The 18,874-nt window shown below is 67.4% G+C and carries 14 protein-coding genes; 6 read left to right on the top strand and 8 right to left on the bottom strand.

Going from position 1 to position 18,874, the window contains the following annotated elements:
• The first annotated feature begins 206 nt into the window (after positions 1-206).
• The 6 genes from AB0I81_RS57590 (at position 207) to AB0I81_RS57565 (ending at position 7,212) form a co-directional block, all read left to right on the top strand.
• Positions 207-3,017 (top strand): BTAD domain-containing putative transcriptional regulator, encoded by a 2,811-nt coding sequence (locus AB0I81_RS57590; protein WP_360677756.1) that lies wholly within the window; start codon positions 207-209, stop codon positions 3,015-3,017.
• Between the two features lie 87 nt (positions 3,018-3,104).
• Positions 3,105-3,335, top strand: coding sequence for a hypothetical protein (locus AB0I81_RS57585; protein WP_360677754.1), 231 nt, complete (start codon positions 3,105-3,107; stop codon positions 3,333-3,335).
• Between the two features lie 219 nt (positions 3,336-3,554).
• The gene (locus AB0I81_RS57580; protein ID WP_360677752.1) at positions 3,555-4,280 is read left to right on the top strand and encodes a LuxR C-terminal-related transcriptional regulator; all 726 of its coding nucleotides are present in this window, start codon (positions 3,555-3,557) and stop codon (positions 4,278-4,280) included.
• A 78-nt stretch (positions 4,281-4,358) separates the two neighbouring features.
• Complete coding sequence (locus tag AB0I81_RS57575) at positions 4,359-4,925, top strand: hypothetical protein (RefSeq protein WP_360677750.1); 567 nt, start codon at positions 4,359-4,361, stop codon at positions 4,923-4,925.
• A gap of 519 nt (positions 4,926-5,444) precedes the next feature.
• Positions 5,445-6,854, top strand: coding sequence for a hypothetical protein (locus AB0I81_RS57570; protein ID WP_360677748.1), 1,410 nt, complete (start codon positions 5,445-5,447; stop codon positions 6,852-6,854).
• Positions 6,855-6,864: 10 nt separating this feature from the next.
• On the top strand, positions 6,865-7,212 hold the full coding sequence (locus tag AB0I81_RS57565; RefSeq protein ID WP_360677746.1) for a hypothetical protein: 348 nt from the start codon (positions 6,865-6,867) through the stop codon (positions 7,210-7,212).
• A 1-nt stretch (position 7,213) separates the two neighbouring features.
• Here AB0I81_RS57565 and AB0I81_RS57560 read toward each other — a convergent pair whose 3' ends face one another.
• The 8 genes from AB0I81_RS57560 to AB0I81_RS57525 form a co-directional block, all read right to left on the bottom strand.
• Positions 7,214-8,542 (bottom strand): hypothetical protein, encoded by a 1,329-nt coding sequence (locus AB0I81_RS57560; protein WP_360677744.1) that lies wholly within the window; start codon positions 8,540-8,542, stop codon positions 7,214-7,216.
• On the bottom strand, positions 8,517-9,350 hold the full coding sequence (locus AB0I81_RS57555; RefSeq protein ID WP_360677742.1) for a PP2C family serine/threonine-protein phosphatase: 834 nt from the start codon (positions 9,348-9,350) through the stop codon (positions 8,517-8,519). The genes AB0I81_RS57560 and AB0I81_RS57555 overlap by 26 nt, the downstream gene beginning before the upstream one ends.
• On the bottom strand, positions 9,347-10,030 hold the full coding sequence (locus AB0I81_RS57550) for a hypothetical protein (RefSeq protein WP_360677740.1): 684 nt from the start codon (positions 10,028-10,030) through the stop codon (positions 9,347-9,349). Before AB0I81_RS57550 ends, AB0I81_RS57555 begins: the two co-directional genes overlap by 4 nt.
• A 163-nt stretch (positions 10,031-10,193) precedes the next feature.
• On the bottom strand, positions 10,194-11,711 hold the full coding sequence (locus AB0I81_RS57545; RefSeq protein WP_360677738.1) for a hypothetical protein: 1,518 nt from the start codon (positions 11,709-11,711) through the stop codon (positions 10,194-10,196).
• Positions 11,712-11,797: 86 nt separating this feature from the next.
• Positions 11,798-14,284, bottom strand: coding sequence for a GTPase-associated protein 1-related protein (locus tag AB0I81_RS57540; protein ID WP_360677736.1), 2,487 nt, complete (start codon positions 14,282-14,284; stop codon positions 11,798-11,800).
• On the bottom strand, positions 14,284-15,252 hold the full coding sequence (locus tag AB0I81_RS57535; protein ID WP_360677734.1) for a hypothetical protein: 969 nt from the start codon (positions 15,250-15,252) through the stop codon (positions 14,284-14,286). The genes AB0I81_RS57540 and AB0I81_RS57535 overlap by 1 nt, the downstream gene beginning before the upstream one ends.
• Before the next feature lie 223 nt (positions 15,253-15,475).
• The gene (locus AB0I81_RS57530; RefSeq protein WP_360677732.1) at positions 15,476-17,611 is read right to left on the bottom strand and encodes a fibronectin type III domain-containing protein; all 2,136 of its coding nucleotides are present in this window, start codon (positions 17,609-17,611) and stop codon (positions 15,476-15,478) included.
• A gap of 71 nt (positions 17,612-17,682) precedes the next feature.
• On the bottom strand, positions 17,683-17,838 hold the full coding sequence (locus tag AB0I81_RS57525) for a hypothetical protein (RefSeq protein WP_360677730.1): 156 nt from the start codon (positions 17,836-17,838) through the stop codon (positions 17,683-17,685).
• Positions 17,839-18,874 lie beyond the last annotated feature (1,036 nt).

Below are 18,874 nucleotides of genomic sequence, written 5' to 3'. Positions count from 1 at the left end.
ACCGCACTCGCGGCCCGTCTGCGGACTGCCACCGCCGACCTGACCGGCCTCGATCCGACCTCGAATCTCAGGATCGTCCGCTAACATTTCGAATCTTCGCGAAGCTTCATGGACGGAGCACCCTCATCGGCGTCGAGATCAGGATCCTGGGGCCGTGGCAGGTCACGGCGGACGGCGCCGCGCTGAAGCTGGCGGGAGCGCGGCGAGTGGGAGTGCTGGCCCGGCTGGCGCTGAACGTCGGGCAGGTGGTCACCACCGAGCGCCTCCTGGCCGACGTGTGGGCCGACAGTTCGGCGTCCACCGTGGACAAGCAGCTCCACATCGTGGTCTCCAAGCTGCGGGAGGCCCTGCCGGGTGAGGTCATCGCCACGGTGCCCGGCGGGTACCGGCTCGACCTGCCGCCGGCGAGCGTGGACGCGCACCGGTTCGCCCTGCTGGTCCGGCAGGCGCGCGCCACCTCTGACCGGACAACCGCGATCGACCTGTACGAGCGGGCGCTGACGTTATGGCGTGGAGCGGCGCTCGGGGGCAGGAACGAGACGTGGGCGCAGATCGAGGCGGCGCGGCTGGAGGAGGAACGCCTCACGGCGCTGGAGGACTGCGTCGACCTGCGCCTGGCCGCCGGCGCCCACCATGGCGTGGTGGGCGAGCTGACCGCGCACGTCAAGGCACACCCGTTGCGGGAACGTCCGCGCGCGCAGTTGATGCTGGCGCTGTACCGCACCGCCCGGCCGGCCGAAGCGCTCACGGTGTACCAGGAGGCCCGCCGCGTCATGGTGAACGAGCTGGGCATCGAACCGGGCGTCGTACTGCGCAGGCTGCACCGCGCCGTACTGACCGGTGACCCCTCGCTCGACCTGACCACCGAGCCCGCCGCTCCCCACGCCGAGAGCGTGGTTCCCGCCGAACTCCCGGCCGACACGCCCGCCTTCACCGCCCGCTCCACCGAGTTCACCTGGCTGGACAATCTACTCACCACGACCCCAGCCGACTCACCGAACGCGACCGCGCCCCCAGCCCACTCACCGAACGCGACCGCGGCCCACTCACCAATCGTGGCTGCGACCCCAGCCCGTTCGCCGATCGTGGCCGCGATCAACGGCCCCGGCGGGATCGGCAAGTCCGCGCTGGCCGTCCGGGTCGCGCACGCCGCCTCCGGCCGCTTCGAGGACGGCGTCCTGTACGTAGACCTGCGCGGCGCCTCCACCGGCCTGCGCCCCATGACGCCGATCGACGCTCTCGGCCAGTTGCTGCGCTCCCTCGGTCTGGACGGCGCCGCCGTACCGTCCGATCCGGCCGAGGCCGCCGCCCGTTACCGGTCGCTGACCGCCACCCGCCGCCTGCTCGTCGTACTCGACAATGCCCTGGACGCCCGCCAGGTCCGCCCCCTGCTCCCCGCCGGACCCGCCTGCGCGGTCATCATCACCAGCAGGCAGGCCCTCGTCTCCCTCGACAACGCCGACCATCTCCAGCTCACCGAGCTGGACCGCGACGACGCCGTCACCTTGCTGGCCCGCATCGCAGGACCGGCGCGCGTACAACGCGATCCGGCAGCCGCCGACCAGATCGTGCGGCTGTGCGGCGGCCTCCCGCTCGCGATCCGCGTGGCCGCCGCCCGGCTGGCCGCCCGCCCCGACTGGACCCCCGCCTACCTCGCCGAACGGCTCACCAGCGCCTCCGGCCGCCTCGACACCCTGCAACACGCAGACCTCGAAGTACGCGCTGCCATCGCCGTCAGCCATCACCATCTGCGCGAGGAACCCAGCGGCCATGTCGCCGCCCAGTTGTTCACCATGCTCGGCCTGCTGGAGCTACCGACGTACACGCCGGATGTCGCCGCGGCCCTCACCGACTGGCCGGAACAGCACGCCGCCGCGGCACTGGACCATCTCCTCGACGCCCGCCTCCTCGAACCCGCCGGTCTCGGCCGGTACCGGATGCACGACCTCGTCCGCCTCTACGCCCAGGAGCTGGCGGCCCGCGACCTTCCGGAGACGGACCGGACCGCCGCCGTACGCCAAGCGCTCCACCACTATCTGGGCACGGCCAAGACCGCCAGCCTCCTGCTCGATCCCACGTCGGGTCACGCTCTGTCCGACTACGAGGCCGACCGTCCCGGGATCCCGCTCGCCGGCGCGCAGGAGGCCGGGAACTGGACGTACCAAGAGTGCGACAACCTCGTCGCCGCGGCCCGCCAGGCCGCTGCCGTCCACGATGACCCTCAGACCGCCATCGGCCTGGCCTGCGCCCTCTACTGGCCCTTCACCAGCATGTCCCTGAACAGGGAACTGATCGACATCCATACCCGCGCCCTCGAGATCGCCATCTCGTGCGGCGACCTCGCCGCCCAGGGGCTGGAGCACAACCTCCTCGGCATCAAGTATCAGGCGATGGGGCAGTTCTCCACCGCGGCCGAGCACCTGGAGCAGGCACTCGCCTGCTGGGCACGGGCCGACCGGCCGCGGCGCAGAATATCGGCCTACAACGGCCTCGCCATCAACTACGCCCAACTGGAGCGGTACGACGAGGCCCTCGACGCCCTGGAGAAGGGCCAGGCCCTCGCCGAAGCGGGCAAGCTACCGGATTTCGAGGCAATTTTCCTGAACAACCGCGCGATGATCTACCGCAAGCTGGGCCGGCTGGCCGACGCGATCACGACGGTCCAGGCCAGCCTCGCCCTCCTGGCCAACCTCGACAACCCGTCCAGGGAAGGGAACGCCTACGACACACTGGCGGACGCCTACCGCAGGTCAGGACGGCTCTATGAGGCAGAGTCCGCTTACCGGACGGCCATCGAACTCCAGCACAAGGGCCGCCATCACTTGTGGGAGGCCACCTCGGCGTGGGGGCTCGGCCAGACCTACCACGACATGGGCCGGCACGACGAGGCGTGGACGTGGTGGCGGCGGTCGCTCGACATGCTTCGGGAGGTCGAGCTGCTGACCCAGGAAGAGGTGGAACAGGTCCTGACTCAGGCCCTACCTGACATCCCCCACCCGATCAAGAACATCCTATGAGCCTCGTTTGTCGGTGAGCGTCAACTGACGCGAGTGGCCAATCCGGTCGCTACCGGATCTTGATGACCGTATGGGATGCTCACGCCTGTGACCGAACCGCAAGAGCGATCCCCGGCCGACTGGCGCCGCTACGAAACCTCCGAAAACATCGGGCTTGCAGGCCTCGTCGCCATCGTTCTGGGCGTGCTGCTCGCCATCGTCCAGGCGAATACCGAATCAAACGCTGCGCCCTTGTGGGTAACCATCTTCATCGGGATCGCCCTCATAGGCGTTGGCCTTCGCATCGAGGCCGCCATCCGCGACCGGGCCCGACGCTGAACCCAGGGGCATCGGCTGGCCCCCACTAACCCCCTCGCAGGACCTCTGATCTGCTGCTCCTACTTGGTGTGGCACGCATGGGCCATACCCAACTGCCTGACCGGGCTCAGGCTCCACCGACAGACCCCGATCCAGAACCCCGTGGACATCCCCCACAGCCGCACCGGTCAGAATCTTTCGGGAGATCCACCTCGGGTGCGGGCAGCGCGAAGGAGACGTATGGACGACGGTGTGTCGATGGCTCAGCTCGTCCATCGCCTGGAAGAGGTGGTGGGCGAACTGCGGGGCATCCCCGCCGACGTCGAGCGGGTGGATGACGACGCGCTCGTACGGCAGCGCATCGCGCAGGTCGTCCCCGCGGCCGGCGAACTGCGCGCCCTGCACCCTTTGGGCGAGGCGGGAAAGGGCTCCGAGGAGCACAGGAGCAGGCGTAACGTGCTCGACGCCCTGGAACGCGGCATGACGATGCGTACGATCGTCCACACGAGCGTCATGGACGACCCACGCAAGGCCGTCCGCATCAGGCAGTTGCATGCCGCCGGGGACCTGCATCGGGTCGTCGACGAGCCGATCCAGCAACTGCTCATCTTCGATCGCGCAGTCGCGTTCCTTCGAATGACCCCCTTCGCCTACGCGCCCGGCACCCTCGTAATCAGGCAGCAGAGCGTCCTCACCGCCCTCATCGACCTGTTCGAGCGGACCTGGGCCAACGCCAGGGAGGTCGACGAGCCGACGTACACGCTGAGTGCACGCGAGCGCGAAGTGCTCGCCCTGATCGCGCAGGGACGCTCCAACGGTGCCGTCGCGAGCGCCCTGTCGATCACGGAGGCAGCCGTTGGCAAGCATGTGGCCAGCGTGTTCGCCAAGCTCAAGCTGCCCGAGTCCCCGGACGACAACCGGCGGGTGCTCGCGGTGCTCGCCTACCTGCGCGGTACGGCGAGGTAGTGCCACCCCGACCACGTTCTCGCCCCAGGGCCCGTGCGTACGAAACCCGGCCCGAACTTCAATGACTTCATGCAACGAATGAACGGACTACTGGTTGGCGCCATTTTCGGCGCGGTCTTCGTCATCGTGAACGCGCAGAGCCCGCTCAACGCCGTCACCATCACCCTCCTGCGGGCAGTCGCCTGCGTGGCGGCCACAAGCGTCATCGCCATGTGGTTCGCCATCGCCCGGAGGGGCCGACCCACCGGCCGAGAACAGCGGAACATGTTCAGCCGCGGCTACCTGATCATCGTCCTCGCCGAAGCGATCCTGCTTTTCGGCGGGCTTCGCGTTCTGGCCGCCTGGCAAGCCCCCGAACAGGCCAATGTGGCCTGGGTGGCATTGGTGGTGGGCGTGCATTTCATCGCGCTCGCGCCAGTCTGGAGAACCTGGGGAATCGCCGTACCCGGCGTGATTCTCACCCTGCTCGGCACGGCCGGCCTCGCCCTGGCGCCGACGCCGGCCATCGCCTGGGTACCGTTCATCAGCGGCGTTCTGTCCGGAGCAGTACTGCTGACAGGCTCCGTCACCTTCGGCTGGCGCGCCGCAACAACCGGGAATCCGATGCGGATGGGTGAGAGCCGTGAGGCCGCATCACACCGGTGATCAACGTGAGCAGCCGGACATGAAACCAGCGGCCCGCCACCGTGTTTCAGCTGGTGGCGGGCTCTTCCCGCTGGTGTGTCAGGTGCAAGGCTCGATCTTGCGTAGGCTGGGCCGACGGTTACAGTCCCGTCGCAACAATGTGCCGAACTGGAGTCTCGCATGACCGCCCTGACTTGGCCGCCTATTAGCCTAGGTTCAGCTGAACTCGGCCCTCCGCCCATGTAGTACTCGTTCACCTGCCGCCGCGGCATACGTGTCCGGCCAACTTGTCGCGTTTGATCAGCTGACCGCCCCGGGCACCTCGTGGCGGCGCAGGCCCGCTCCACAGATCCGCCGTTTTTCCCGACCGGCCTTCCGAAGAACGAGGAAAAGCGATTCCTGCCGGGTTAGAATCATTCGGCCAACCCGATATCCCCGTCGAACACATTGCCGGAAAAGCCCTTGGCCGCGAAAAGGTATCCACTGCTTCCGCAATTCAATGAGCAGCTCACCACGCGCATTCTCTGCCACGCCGTGCACATGAACGAGAAGCTGCGCGGCTACATCCACCACACGGTCATCGACCCTCCCCTTCGAGGCGTGTGTCCCTCGTTCGGCGTGGACCTGACCGCTGTCGGGCGACACAGTGCACTGGCGCTGTCTCGGCGGCGCGTTCAGGACAAAGGGATGTTGTGGATTCGGCTGGGACTGGTCGGCTCGCCGGCCCTTCTGGCGTTCGATCCAGCCATCGTGGGATTGAGCGCGGCCGCCCTCTTAGTGGCAGCCTGGGGTCTGGTGTTCTGGCGCGCGTGGAGCGACAGGAAGGCGGCCTTCCAGGTCATCACAGAGGCGCGGCCGGCCAGCGAGCAGGCCCCGCCACTGCACCCGACCGTGGAGGACCGCCTGACGGCGCTGAAGAAGACAAACGTGATCGTATTCGCGGACGGCCAGGGCGACCCCTTCATCGGCAGCGGCAAACGCCTCAACCAATTCCATTTCAACCCCATTGACATCACCCGGGCCAGCGTCGACTCCAACGGGCGCAAGGCCACGCTCAAACCTTTCGACGCGGTGGACCTTCATCACTATCTCGCGACGCATGTGCCGTCACTGGGATTCGACGGGCTACTCGTCCGCAACCGGCTTTATGTGCGCGGCGATTTCGCGCGCCAAGTGTCCGGGTTGCTTCCGGACGCATTCGGCCCGCCTGCGCCCACGGTCGGAAAGGACTGGGTCAAAAGCGGCGCGCTCAACCCGTCGCCCTACGCGCGCACCTTCATCTGCCTGGAGCGGATCCTGTCCGGGGGCGATCTCGTTGTGTGCATGTACGTGCGCGCCTGGCTTGAGCAGAACCTGCTCTCGATCGAGCGGAACATCTATTTCCTGCCTCCCGTCCTCGACCGTTACCGCCCCACGGACGATTTCCTGGTGGGCGGCCGGATCGGCATCGCGGTCCGCTCCTTCGCCCAGGCGTGCCGCTTCACGCTGCCCATCGTCTTCGGGGCGAAGACGCCGCTGTCCACGGCCGACACCCTGCGGCAGCCGTACGGCAAGGAGATGAAGGACGCCAGGAAGAAGATTCAACTCGGGCTCAACCACGACTACGGCGCACGAGTGAGCCTCCGGGAGGCCGTGGCCGCGTACGACACCTCCGAACATTACGAGGACGTCGACGTCATCGACAGCGTCAAGCGGCTCCAGCGGCGGCTGCTGGACTGCATCCAGGAGTTCCTGAAGGACCATGGCGTGGACGACTCCGAGTTTCGTGCACAGCTCCAGGTCATCAACCAGTCGATCAGCAACATCGACACGGTGACCGCCGGCAACGTGGTCATCGGGGGCGAGGGGAACATCATCAGCGGTCATGGTCAGGTCAACAGTCCCGCTCAGGGACAGGGCGGCGCACAGCAGCAGGGTCCGCCGCCCGGCGGCCCGTCATCTCAACACTAGGGAGCACGGCATGGGGGACACCTTCAACATCACCAACCTTCAAGCCGGCAACGCAGTCGTCGGCGGCAGCAACAACGAGATCAGCGGTGCCGGGCGGGTCGAGGTGCACGGTGACCTCGACGCCCTCCGCCCGTTGCTGCACAACCTACTCGCCGCCATCGAGTCGCACCGGCAGTCCGTGTCCGCCGAGACGCGCCACGACGCCGTACAGGCTCTGGCCGAGCTCGACCAGGACAGCCCCGAACCCGGCAGGATCCGGCGCTGGATCGACAACATAGTCGCCGGTTCGGGGAATGTCGCCGCTGTCGCCGACGCAGCCGCCAAGGTCAGCGAGGCCATGACACAGATCGCCACCTGAGCTACCAGGTCGGGGGCTGGATGACCGCCTCCACCGAGCCGATCTGCAGTCGAATACCGGGCTTCAGATCGAGGCTGCGCCCATTCGGCACCTCGTCGGACGTGCCGTCGGGACGGCGGATCTTCCAGGTGCCTGGCATCAGGTTACGCAGGCCGTACCTGCCGGGCACTCGCGGATGCTCGACGACCTCGGCCACCTTGTCCTCGTAGTCGTGTCTGACCGGCTCCCCCACCAGGTGGTGCGCGCAAACACGGGCGTCCCGGGTCAGCGCCACCGTGCGTGTGACGCGTGGACCGGACGTGGTGATGGACAACACCGGTGGCAGCCGCAGCCGCTTGGCACAGGACCAGCAGGTACGGCCCGGCGCAGCGAGATCCACCACATTCTGGCGCTCGCACCCGCCGCAGTGGACGATCAGGTCATGGGCCGCCGCGAGTGCGTCGCGCCACTGCGTCTCCCTGACCCTGGCCTCCGGCCGGGTAAGCCCCTTGGTGAAGGTCTGGATGAACAATGTGCGCAGCGGCTCTGTCGCCGCTTCCCAGGTAGCGCGCACTGTGTCCTGCTCACCGGGCACCGGCCGGTTCCTGTCGTCTGCCGGGTCGAAGAGGAAGACGGGATCCTTTCCGTAGAGTTGCCGCTTGGCCTTCTCGTCCAGGCACCTGATGCGGAACTCGAGCGCGCCTTCGAGCGGATGATGGTTCATCAACATCATGAACAACAGGACCGCCAGTGAGTGCAGGTCAGTCTGCGTACCCGGAGAGGCGCCATCGTCACCACGCACCAGTTCGGGCGCCATGAACTCCATGGTGCCCTCGATGCCTGACAGCCCACCCTCCACGACGGCGTTGTCGTTGTCGCACACCAGCACGTTCCCGGTGGCCGGGTCGAAGAACACGTTGCCATAGGAGATGTCCCGATACGCGATGCCCTGGGAGTGCAGCGCCCGGTACGCCTCCACGAGGTACACGCAAGCGATCACCAGTTCGCGCGAGGTTACGTTTACCTGCCGCCGGAACAGGTCGGACAGCCCGTGGAAGTGCGGGGGACGCAGGTCCATCAGGTAGCCGAAACTCTCCTTCGATCCGAGGACCATGTGCGTCGGCCAGAGGAACCGGTCGTCGTCGAATGCGCGGTTGACGAGGTCCTCCACGATGCTGCGCTGCATCGGAGTGGCGGACTGCTGGTAGTACCACTTGAGAGCCCTGACCCGCCCCCCGTGCTGGACCCGGTAGACCTCCCCTTGGCCGCCCGCTCCGAGATAATCGAGGACCGTCACGTCCTCGCCCTGCGCGGTACGCAGCACCTCACCTGACTTGAGAATTCCTGACATCACTACCCTCCTGTAGACGCGGGTTACACCAGGCCCCCACGAAAGTGGTGTCGTCTCCGGAGTATGAGCTGGCCCGTTTCAGCCACTCCGGCAGGTCCGCTGCCACCTGGTCCGCGCCGTTGTCCGACAATCGGCGGTCGATGCCGCGGACGAAGTCGAGATAGTCAGCCATTGAGACGAAGCTGTTGGACAAGCCATCAGTGGACAACGTCAGCAGGCGCAGAGGCTGCTCGGCCTGCACCGGCGCCCAGTACAGCCGCATCAGATGCCTGGCGCCGGGGCTGCACATGGAGTAGGTCTCGTCACCCGCAGGCTCGGAAGAGTCGTACAGGGGGAGGACCGGCTCCCCGTCGGAGTGCAGGACGCACAGTTCGCCGTCACCGAGTTGCCAGCCCAGGACGAGCCATTCGCTGACGACCGCCCCTAGCAGCGTGGTCCCGTAGATCTCCGGTCCGACCGGAACCGCGCCCGTGAACGGTTCGCGTTCGAGATGGTCGCGGACCCGCGAGCGCCAGTTGTGCACGACGTCTCGCGGCAGGTCCTCCTTAGCCCGAAAATGCACATGCCTGAGCTGATCGTCCCGGTTGCAGGACCGCCAAAACTCGGTCACCACCTCGAGGAACGCCTCCACGGCCAGCCGGGAGCCGATGTCGCTGCGCGGGTAGGCAGCCGAGCCGTGACCGTCCGCGACCGCCATGAAGACCTCTGCGCCGTCGGAAGAAACGTGCATGTCGTGGTAGTCCTGATTGACCTTCTTCTTCGGCCCTTTGGCGGACGCGGCCAGCAGGCGCCAGGCGGAATCGCTCACCAGACATCGTCCGCGTCGTCGTCGACGGACGTGGGAGGCTGCGGGAGGACAGCGGTGTCGCGGCCCCCATGGGGCATGGAGGCCGCCTTGACAGCGACGGTCGACATCCAGCGGATCGCGTCGGCGAGTTGCTTGGGGTTGTTCGCCTGTAGCGGTTGTAGCTCGGGATTGTCCAGGAACTCCTGAAGCATCGCGATGTCAGCGTCCTGCCCGATGGCGACCGCCACGCGCACCGCCCTGCGGCCCCACGGCGTGTCGTCCACGGCCCGCAATCCGGAGCGCCAGTCGTCGGTGGGCTGGCCGTCGGAGACGAGGGCGAGCACGGGTTTCAGCGCGCGCGGCGGCATGGGCGGTGTCCGCAGTTCCTCTGCCACCAGCCGCAGCGCCGCGCCCAGGTCGGTGATCCCGCTGGTCGCCACATCGGTCCAGTGGAAGTCCTCAATGGGAGTCGGCGCTTGGACATGCCACTGCGCGCCGTTGGCGAACATGATCGCCCGCACCATGAGCTGGGCGGAGGCATTGTCCTTGGCCACCCGCTGCATCTCCGGGATCGCTTCCCGAACCGCGAAGTTCAGCGAGCCGATCTTGCCATTGATGGACATCGAGCTGGAGCAGTCGAGCAACCAGAAGAAGTGCACGGGCCGGTGGGCCATCTGGCCACCGGGCAGTTCAGCGGTCATGCCGTTCCTTTCCTGAGACTCCGCGCGGTGGCGGGTTTCATGCGAGCACCAGTGCCGTTGCCACGGCGGCGACCACGAGGACCGCCAGAACGAACATCCCGAAAACGACGATGCGTTGCCGACGTACGTGCGCGGGGACGGATGGCAAGGCTCCTCCTCGGCTTCATGAGCGGATGGGCTTGTCGAAGAGCAGCCACAAGACGGAAGCGGCGACGGCTCTGCGGTCGGCGTCGGTGGCCGCGCCATCCATGCCGGCGTACGCGCTGATGGCCGAGTATCTGAGGGGCCCAAAGTCGTGGCGCAGCGACCGGATCAGGTTGCCGAGCCCGAGCGTGCCAGCGAGCCAGTCTGCCACCGTCTTGCTGTCGTGGGCGCGTTCGGGCGGCGGCAGGTCGTCCATCCGGCCGATGGCGTCCATCTTGGTGACGACCACCGCCACCGGTGTGCTGCCGCGCCGCCTGCCCAGGATCACTCCCAATTCGTTGGTGAAGCGGTGATAGATGGCATCCGGGTGCTCTTTCGATGGCTTGGCCCCGTGAACCGTGTGCCGGTCGGCCTCCGACAGTGGCCTCGGCGGCGGCGCGGAGAACGGGTCGATCACGAACAGCACGCCGCTGGTGTGGTTGAGGTACTGCTGCTCTCGTACGGAGTCGCCACGCTGGAAAGCCTCCCCGCGCGGGTCATAGATATAGAGCAGCCTGCGCCGCTTGGCGTTCCTGCCCAGATAGACCAGAAACGCGTGGGGAACGTCGCTCGCCGTGGCGGCCAGCCCGGCTCCTGCCGCGAGACGTCCCTTGGCCTCGTCGTACTCGCGGCGCGAGCTCTCCGCCGCGAACTCCATGCTCACTTCGCCTTTGGCCGCCATCCATTCGAGACTCGCCATTACGGCCATGAGCAACGTCGTCTTTCCTGCCGACGAGCCGCCGACCAGAGGGACGTGCCGGAGAGGCGCGGAGCCGAGATGATCGGGCAGCGGACGCTTGCAGTGTGGGCAACGAGCTTCCAGCCGATGCCGCTTGAACAGCAGCAACGTGGGCAACCGTTCGTCGCATGCGCAGATCCGCCAGAGCACGCCATATTGCCCCGGTCGCAGCGAGCCGTGCTCGTGCCGACCGCTGCCGCAACGGTAGAAGGGGGTGGCGATCGGCCGGAAACAACCCGGGTAGGGGCAGCGCAAATAGATCCTGCGCACGAGCAGCCGCGCGGCCTCCACCATGCGCAGCAGCACAACCGTGAAAGCGAGCCCGGCGACGACGACGAGTAGGAACACCGCGTGCACGGCGTGCACGGCCACTCCCGCCACGGTCGCCAGGGCGACACCCGTCACCGTGGCAACGAGCGCTGCCACTCCGAAGGGGGCGGTGAAGGCGAGGTGGTGCCGGGGGATCCGGGACAGCGGCAGCTGTGGCGACACGGCGCCGGTGATCAGCCACTCCACTACTCTCTTGAAGGGTCCGCGTAGCAGCCGGACCTCGGCGGCCAGCGCCTGCCGCACGACCGACCGCAGGTCTACCAGGACCTGATCCAGGTAGTACGAGGTGTAGGCGGGTTCTCCCGCGCCCTGCCGGGGCCTGCGGACGTGGGCGTCCTGCCCGGTACCCGAAGGCAGGACGAGCACCTGGACCGCGGCCCACACGTACCGGCCGGCCAGAATGAGCGCCACGACGGGAGCCGCCACCACGACAAGGAACGGACCGACGGGAAAGAGCATTAAAAGCCAGAAAATGATGACCGCGAAGACGTATACGACCGACACGGATCACGCCCTCACGGAGATTTCTTGTAGATCAGCCACGGCAGACCTAGGCGGCGGCCCCGTGTGCGCTGCTGATCCAGCCAGTGCCGCCACTCGGGGTACATCTCGCGCCGCTGCCGGTGGATACGGTCTCCGGCCGTGACCAGGCGCTCCTCGCCGAGTTTCTTCACCGCGGGCGCCAGCACGTCGGCCAGCAGCACCTGCCGGGCCTCGGACCAGTCGTCCGCGCCGCCGTCCGTCTCCGGCCACCACAGGGCGAAGCAGCAGGCGAGAAGTTCGGCCGACTTCCTGACCTCGCGGGACAGCCGTTCTCTCGCGTGCCTGACGTACTCGCCGATTAGTCGCCGCCCTCCGTACCGGGCCAGGCAGCCCAGTTCGTCGGCGAGCCGCTGCGACCACTCCCGCAGGCGCAGCGGATCCAGATACCAGCCGAGCAGCGTCTCCTCGGCGGCCACGCGCAGTTTCTGCGGGATTGGCGGCTGTCGGCCAAGCAGCGACACGGCCTCACACAGGTCGGCCAGGGTCGTCACACCGTTCAGCCTGCCGGTCACGGCGATGAGGACGACCAAGGGCTCTTCCCGCGAGGAACGGTCCCGGGCGGCGATCTGACGCAGCGACTGCGCCAACCCGGTCACGTCCCGATCCAGCGCGCCCGAGTTCGCCAGCAGTGCCAGGCACAACGCCCAGAGCCCGCTTTCCCTGACGGTCTCCGGCACGCGGACGAGATGGACGAGCTCGGCCGCCTCCCGCACGGACACCGGTGTGCCGTTCCAGACGACCTTGATGGCCAGATCGATGACGGCGCCCGCCGGGAGCACGTTGGGTTCGCTGCGGAGCGCGGTCATGACCCGCTGGAACGCCGTGACGTTGTCGCCGGCCGTCCCCTCCGCGCGTGCCCGTACCAGATCGAGGGTGACGATCAGCACGGACCTGCCGGTCAGGTCGGCGGTGGCCAGCCACAGCGCGACTGGGGAGGAGCCGGGCAACGCAGCCAGGAGGACCTCCGGCTCATGCGTGGCCACCTCGTTCAGATAGTCGAGAACTCGGTCGCGCAGGTGCCGGTCGGCGTGCTCTGCCAGGTATTCGGCGACCGCGTCCGTCTCCGGCCCGTGAAGGAGGGCGGGCCCGAGGATGCGCTCCCCCGTGGACAGCAGCGTGTCCTCGAGACCCAATGCCTCGGCCAGCCGGGCCAGCCACAACACCCGGGCCACCGGTAGCGGCCCGCTGAGCACCCGGTCCAGGCCGGACCTGGTACGGGCGGCCACGACCCGGGCGAGCTCCGGCTCAGCACGCAGCCGGGCCAGCAGCCACCGCGTCGTCCCCCCGTCGGGTTCTTCCTCCGTCACGGCGGCCACCAGCCTGCTAACCAGGACGGCGACGAGCGAGCCGGTCCCTGTCTCCCCTGCGCGGCTCGCGGCCTGGCACATCGCGCCCAGCAATGCCAGTGGGATGTCCTCGTGCCGTCTCACGGCGGTCTCCATCAGCCCGCCCCAGAACCGCTCCGCGTCCTGTCCTGTCCTGGACGTGGCCCAGGTGACGGCCGAGACCACTCCTCGTGCGGGCAGCCACAAGCCGTGGGCCGCGGCCGCCGTGGCCAGAACCCCCGTCAGTTCGTCCACATAGCCCGAATCGACAACACCCGGATCCGGCAACCATCCATAAGCGGAGGAGAAGAGATCGATCCGGCACGCCCGCCAAACCTCGGCCGCGATCTCCGCCCACTCCAGCGGGTCGGCCGGGCTGGACCTGTCGGGATCCAGGTGATGCACGCGATAGTGATGGGCGATTTCCGCGTAGGAGAAGGAGAAGTCCGCGTCCGGTGATATGCCGATGACCGCGTGCGGCGACAGGTAGGGACGCCGGGTGTACGTGGTGAACGTGAGCCGCTCGGCCAGTGCGGCGGGCAGCGACGCACAGGCCACGTACAGCCACATCGCCACGTCGTCGGCCTCGTCCTCGACCACGATGACCTGCTTGCCGTCGCCGGGATCGAACCCGCGCAGCACATCGCTCAAGAAACAGGCCAGCCGCGCGTGCCGGTCGGCGCAGAACGCCTGGGCCCTGGCCGTCGTCATTACCGGTCCGGGCTGGAGGGCAGGCCCCGCTCGCGGCGGCTCATCTGCCGAGTGCTGCCAGGACGGCGACCGCCATGCCTCCACGGCCTGCATGCCCAGGGCTTGCGGCCCTTCGGATAGGTACAGGGCGTGGGCATAGAAGTTGCCTGAACGACCGGAATAGTCCAGCCCCGTGTACGTCGTGTTGCACAGCACGGCGCTCCCGTCCGGCAGGCGGGAGTAGCTCAGTGACACCGGCATCCGCTCCAGGTCCTCCGCTGTCGGTCGGGCAGGCGCCGATCGGGGCGGCTCGTACGCGACCAGCGACTCCACCTGACGCAGCACGGACGGATCTGCGTCGGCGGGGGCCTTGACGAACTGGAAGCCGGGCGAGCCGCGCAGACCGCTCTCCGCGGAGGTGTAGTGGAACTCCTGGATAGCCATCAATGCTCCTTCTTCGCCCGGATCAACCCGAAGAGGTGGAAGAGCCACAGGACAGGGTCTTCCGGCCTGATCGGGCGGATGCCGCCCTTCGGCGTCGTCTTGCCGTGGTCCTGCATGTCGGGTTCTCCGCCCAGGGCGGACAGCGCGAAGAAGGCGTGTCTGCTGAAGTCGGCTTCCACCTGTCTGCGCAGTGCGCCCTCGTCCCAGTCCTGCAGGTGGGCCCGGACCTCGTCATCGACCTCCCGCAGATCGGCCCGGTCGAGGGCGCCATCGTGCCACGCGCAGCGCAGCAGCCGCGAGCCCTCGTCCAGGAGCGGCGGGAGCAGATCCACCTTGGTCAGAGCAACGGCCAGCGGAATGTCGAGGCGGCTGCCGCCCGAGCGGTTCCGCCGGTCCCTGATCAACTGCCCGATGATCGCCACGATCCGGTCCGGCGGGGTGCCCTGCTTGGGCATGTCGGTGACCCGGCCGTTGAGCGCGTCGCGTACCGGGCCGAACTGCAGCGGGTCAACCAGCAGGATGATGCCGTCAGCCTCGGCGAGGTAGTGCACGTGCCTGGCCGTGCTGTCGGCCGTCTCCAGATCCTCGCCTGCGGTGTCGAAAAAGACCAATGAGCTCGACCGCGACCTCGTACGCAGGAACCGCCGCACCCGCAGGGTGAACCTGAACAGCAGCGGATAGACGAGGTCCGTTCCCGCGGGCGCCGTCGCCGCAGGTAGTTGCCCCTCGTCGTAGAGCCTGCGCTCACGATCGGCGTACTCCGCCGCCGTACGGTCGTCCATGACGTTGACCGCGGAGTCGAAGGCGTTGCCGACCCGGGTGCGCAGCTCACGCACCAAGATCGTGGTGTAGGTGCTTTTGCCGGACGTCTTGGGCCCAACCAGCGCAATGATTCGGCCGTGCATGTTCGCGTACCCGCCGGGGAGATCGTTGTGGCACTGCGGGCACACCCGCTTACTGGTGATCACCCCGCAGGTCGGGCACGGAGTCCGAGCACGGTTGCCGTTGGCGGAGAAGACCGGCCCAGAGCGCACGGGGGTGGCCCGCCCGAGGAACTGGGTCAGCGGCCCGTCAACCTCTGACGGGCAGGGCTGCCCTGTACGGGTACCGTGCGGCGACTGCAGGCAGCGAAACTGCAGGCGTCTGCTCGTGAACCGGGCGAAGCAGTACGGACAGACGATCATCGACATATCAGCGCACCACCAGCAGTTGGGCACGGTCGGGATGGATGAGCCGGACGGAGGCGTCCGTTCCAGTGAGGAAACCGAGCATGTAGTACGGCGGCGCGAGGTCGGACCGGCCGAGCGGGTACTCCTCGTCACGCTCGGGCAGACGGGCCCGCAGCAACGCGACACCCTGCTGGATCCGAGTCGGGCGAATCTCCCCGGGTCGAGCGATCAATACGAACTCCGCACCGGGCAGCGGTGGGTAAACCTTGATCGAAACCCATCGCGCGTTCTTTCTGCGCACGATCTCATAGGCGAGGTCGTGCCGCGGGGGCACCTCGGCCCAGGCGACGGGTCCCACCGTGACATGCTCCGGATGGTTGCAGAGCGGCGCGACCTCCACACGCTGGGCCTTCTCCGACACGGGGAGAACACACCCGCCCCGGCGGTACCGGTCGAGCAGTACCCTTCTACAGTTTTCGCCGTCCTCGGATCGCCAGCTCACCAGCATCTGAGATACCCCGGCAGGCCAACGCCACATGACATGCACTGTGTCGTCCCGCCGCTCCGCCGTCAGGTTCGCCGCACCCGGCAGGACGTCGACCGTGCGCGTCTGCCCGATCACGGCTCGCCCGTCGAGCACCGTCAGCGCCGTCAGGTGGTGGAGACCGCGATCCGCCAGGACCATGCGGTGCGGTGACCGGACATCCGCCGACTGCTGCACCAACGTCCGGCCCATCACCGCGACCTGTGCCGACGACAGGTCTGTGCCCGGCGCCATCGGTTGCTCAGCGTCGATGACGAGCACGTCCCCGGCTCCTATCGGCTCCCAGCGCACCTCCACGTCCTCACCGCACACGACCACCTCGAAGTCGGCCACCGGACGTGGCCAGGGCCGCACCTGCACGTCTCCCACGACCCCTCGCGACCAGGCACGCTCACCGGACGGCAGGGCGTACGCGCAGCTCACCCGATAACGGAGCCTCCCCAGCGGTGGCCGGTCGTCGTGGAACGCCCCCTCCCGCGCGGGCACCTCACGCTCACCGGCGTCACTCCCGTCGCCCCCGGTACGAATGACCCGCACCGACGCCGCGGCGGCAGGCTCGGCCCACGTACCCATCACCCCCTGGCGCGTGTCGAGCAACCGGAGGCCGCCGACCTCGGGCGTCACCCGGACCGGCGCGCCGGCCGCGCCTCGCGACTCCGTCAGCCCGTTGCGCACGGTCGAGACCTCGTAGACGAGATCCGGCCCGAGCGGCGGCGTGTGATCGTTGAAGGTGACGGACGACACCTCAGCGATCTGCCGGAGTTCGCCATCGCTCCCGCGACGGATCCGATAGGTCACGATTCCCGCCGCCGCCACCTCCCGCCATCGCACCCTGACGGAGTGGCCCGCCACTGTCACACCGACGTCGACGGGCATGGGGGGCGGACATCTGGAGAGGCCGCGCCGCAGGCTCTCGTCCTCCGGCAGGATGGCGAGCGCGGACAGGTACGCCGCCGCCGCATCCTCGCCACGCCCACCACTTTCGGCCGCCGCCGCCTGAGCCCGTAACCCGGCCACCGCAGCCTGATCCTCGCTCACGCGATCGAGGAATTCGGCCAGCACGTGATCCGTGACGACGGGAGCCATGGCTCGTGCCAGCGGGGCGGCTCGATCGAGATCTCCCGATCGCCGCATCCGGACGATCTCCATGACCGCGTCGGCGCTTGGGCCGCACCGGGTGTTCGCGAGGGCTTGGGCGAGATCCTCCACTTCGTCCTCGTCTATACCGAGATCTGTCAGCCACCTCTTGAGCTGGACCGCCGTACCCGTCGCGACCTGCCGGAACTGGAAGAGGATCAACCGGCGCAGGCCGAGCCGGTCCTCGGCCAGCCGATCCCGCAATAGGTCGACCACAAAGTCGATGGAGGGGTGGAGTGCGTGGTCGTAGCGCCCGCGCCAGTGCCGCCGCACCTCGGTGAGCTGCGCCGCGTCCAGGTGCCGCCATGACAGACCTTGGGTACGGATCCAGAATCCATCGAGGATCTTCACTCGCATACCCGAATTTATCCGCACAAAGTCGACAATAAGCACACAGCCGATTTGCCGTAATTCGCTCAATAGATCATCGTAAATGAGCATTCCCGAGTACTGCGGCAGTACGAGATTCGCGGCCATCGTCCTTGACCGACTTTCTTGGATGACAGTTCGAGGTTGCGCGACTACAGCAGTATGACCATCCTCCGCTCTCATGCAAAGAGAAACATCATGATGGGTACGACTATCCGGCCGATTTCCATCGGAGGCAAAACTGCAAAGCCGGGGACGCGACCATAGCCCCCGTCAACAGGGACCGCCACCCCGGCCTTGCCGAGGTCGGAGGCGGCGTAGGTCAGGTAGATCATCCCGACCTCCGGGGCGTACGGGGAGTCACACCGACGGATATCAGAGGCGTGACTCAGGTCGACAGCAGGACCGTCTCCGGCCGTTGCGAGAGCCCGGCGGACAAAGCTGGGATTCTGCCGGGTCCGAAAATGAGGCCTTTGCCCATCCCGCCACACCTGCCGAGCGCCTCGCTCAGCTCCACCCGGTCAACGAGCTTGTGCAGGAGCACCGCTCCCGCATGACCTACCAGCCCTTTTCTGTCGGCTGTGACAGACAACCGGCGGTCCCACCCGGTACGCTCACTCACCAGAAAGGTGCACCTGCTTCTGCACTGGATATGGCGTCGACACCCAAATCCTGGCAGGCCAGGGGCACCTTTTCGCATGTTTCAGGAAGAACTGACTCCCTGGGCTGAATACTCGGGGCCAACTGTTCCGTATCAGCGACGCGGACAGGTGACTGGCCGCAGAACCCCTGACCACCTGGTCGAAGCCCAGGGCATCACGTCGAGGCCACCGCTCCGCCGTCGATCGGGCAGGCGCAGGCCAAGCCTTGGCCCTCTCCCGTCAGACAGGCAAGGACGACCCAGTGCGGTGGTACTTCGGTCACGATGCCGGTTGGAAACTTGGCCGCGAGAGACCGTAGAGCACCGGTGATCACCGTAGGCTGCCAGACACAAAGCGAGAGGCCCGTCACCGCGTTTCCGCTGGTGACGGGCCTCTTCCCGCTGGTGTGGCAGGTGCAAGGTTCGAACTTGCGTAGGCTGAGCCGACGGTTTTACAGCTCGTGACTGTTCTTCGAGCGACATGGCCGCTGACCTGGTACGCAGCACGTTACTGGCACTGCTGCCGCCGTGATCATTGCACGCATATTGCACGTCACGGAAGACGCGGCCGGAAATCCATCCGGCCGATCGACCATCGTCTTCACCGCCCCGCCGGCCCGCCGACCCGCCGATCAGTGAACCTTTTTCAGGCTCCGCGGCGAGTGCCCTGGTCACAGCATGATCGCGATGCCGTGGTTCGACCGGTAACAGCAAGAAGCTCCTGGTAGACG

The organism is Nonomuraea sp. NPDC050404, assembly GCF_040655495.1.
GTDB lineage: Bacteria > Actinomycetota > Actinomycetes > Streptosporangiales > Streptosporangiaceae > Nonomuraea.
This window is presented reverse-complemented; position numbering and strand designations above follow the sequence as displayed.

Bases quoted from the DNA above. Each gene is read 5' to 3' on its own strand.
- AB0I81_RS57580 (WP_360677752.1), top strand. From the start codon at position 3,555: ATGGACGACGGTGTGTCGATGGCTCAGCTCGTCCATCGCCTGGAAGAG.
- AB0I81_RS57575 (WP_360677750.1), top strand. From the start codon at position 4,359: ATGAACGGACTACTGGTTGGCGCCATTTTCGGCGCGGTCTTCGTCATC.
- AB0I81_RS57570 (WP_360677748.1), top strand. From the start codon at position 5,445: ATGAACGAGAAGCTGCGCGGCTACATCCACCACACGGTCATCGACCCT.
- AB0I81_RS57565 (WP_360677746.1), top strand. From the start codon at position 6,865: ATGGGGGACACCTTCAACATCACCAACCTTCAAGCCGGCAACGCAGTC.
- AB0I81_RS57560 (WP_360677744.1), bottom strand. From the start codon at position 8,542: ATGTCAGGAATTCTCAAGTCAGGTGAGGTGCTGCGTACCGCGCAGGGC.
- AB0I81_RS57550 (WP_360677740.1), bottom strand. From the start codon at position 10,030: ATGACCGCTGAACTGCCCGGTGGCCAGATGGCCCACCGGCCCGTGCAC.
- AB0I81_RS57540 (WP_360677736.1), bottom strand. From the start codon at position 14,284: ATGGCTATCCAGGAGTTCCACTACACCTCCGCGGAGAGCGGTCTGCGC.
- AB0I81_RS57530 (WP_360677732.1), bottom strand. From the start codon at position 17,611: ATGGCCGCGAATCTCGTACTGCCGCAGTACTCGGGAATGCTCATTTAC.
- AB0I81_RS57525 (WP_360677730.1), bottom strand. From the start codon at position 17,838: ATGATCTACCTGACCTACGCCGCCTCCGACCTCGGCAAGGCCGGGGTG.